Origin of the sequence: Collinsella aerofaciens, from assembly GCF_039752955.1 — a bacterium.
Taxonomy (GTDB): Bacteria; Actinomycetota; Coriobacteriia; order Coriobacteriales; family Coriobacteriaceae; genus Collinsella; species Collinsella aerofaciens_BI.
On record NZ_JBDMHB010000089.1, the window covers coordinates 1 to 1299 of the forward strand.

The 1299-nt window shown below is 55.3% G+C and carries 2 protein-coding genes; one reads left to right on the plus strand and one right to left on the minus strand.

Going from position 1 to position 1299, the window contains the following annotated elements; all coding sequences use genetic code 11:
- The first annotated feature begins 364 nt into the window (after nt 1–364).
- A complete protein-coding gene (locus ABHR75_RS09905; protein WP_346964237.1) occupies nt 365–814 on the plus strand; it encodes a hypothetical protein in 450 nt (149 codons plus the stop codon).
- A gap of 125 nt (nt 815–939) precedes the next feature.
- On the opposite strand, the gene ABHR75_RS09910 is transcribed toward ABHR75_RS09905, so the two are convergent.
- Complete coding sequence (locus ABHR75_RS09910; RefSeq protein WP_346964238.1) at nt 940–1140, minus strand: hypothetical protein; 201 nt, start codon at nt 1138–1140, stop codon at nt 940–942.
- Nucleotides 1141–1299 lie beyond the last annotated feature (159 nt).

The window sequence follows — 1299 nt, forward strand, 5'->3', positions numbered from 1 at the left end:
TACGAGCTCCTGTGCGAATTGAAGGGAGCGCTCCCGCAAACTGCCTCTTGACAACTTATAGGAGCGTCGGTTTTGTTGCTAAAAAAGTCGGTCTGGTCGGCGGGGCTCAGTTTTTCACCGCACTTCCGAAAACCGCGGTCTCGCAATATGAAAAATGGCCTCCATAACTCTGGGTTAATGGATAAGTGTGGCCTTTCGCCGTATATCACTGTCCGTTTATGGAACCTATCTCCAACGAGTCGTAGCCATAGGGTTTAATGTTAGAAACACATAGTTGCCGGCGGGCCGCGGGCGACGTTCCCCCTGATATCGGAGGTTCCAGGTATGTTTCGCGCTCAGTTAAACAACTATCGGTTGGGCTAACATGGGTCGCCGTGCTATTTCGATAACCCTTGCAGTGGTCTGCCTGGCTGTGCTCCTGGGCGCTACAGGGCTGTTTGCTATAAGCCGGGAAACGTCCTATATGCAGGAATGCGCTTCCGAAGGGTTTGCCATCGACGGTTACTATCGGGACGACAAGACGAGTCTGGAAACCCTGGCCTTTCTTGAAGAGGATAACCATCGGTGGCAACTGGTCGACAAAGACGGCAGCTGCGTTGACGGGCAGTTTAAGCGTACGGATGACCCCAACATCCTGATATTAAAGAAGGAAAACGGCGAAGAATTCGGCACGGTTCACGTTGCGTATATATCGCGCCGACGCAATCAGGGGCAGCTCTATCTATTTAGAGATAGCAAAGTGACCCGATTTTATCAGGTGAGCACCAAACCTGCGTTTATGGTGGAGTCTGGCGATGTCGATCCGGCCAGTTGATTCACGGCAATAAAACGGCGAGCGGGGCGCGGGTGTGAACTGAACCCCTCTATTTGCTCGTGTCCGTATCGCGTCTGCGCCTCGTCATAACTTGCGTCCGTGCGAGCGCTCATCCCGCGCCGGCATCACTTCACGTCAAATTCCACGCGATCGAGCTCGGGCACATTGAGGTCGATGAGCTTGCGGGCGATGTGACGGTCGTGTGCCCCGAGCGCCTCGCTTGTCGTCACATGGGCGACAATCTCGCGCTCGACGATGCCCTCCTCCTCGCCTTCGGTAGACGAGGTCTCGACGGCGACGGTGTAATCCTTAAAGCCCGGTAGCACCGCGGTGTTAGCGCCGGGCGATTTTAGCCGCTAATAGTCAAACTATTTTGACCAATCCCGGTCACCGAATAATGGCCACCGCGCCTCCCCGCCGCCACTACGCTGGTGGTGCCAACACGCCGGCGTTAGGAGGACCATTGAGGTGAACGAGAGACACGA

Excerpts from the sequence above, each read along its gene's own strand:
- ABHR75_RS09905 (WP_346964237.1), top strand. The coding sequence starts at position 365 with ATGGGTCGCCGTGCTATTTCGATAACCCTTGCAGTGGTCTGCCTGGCT.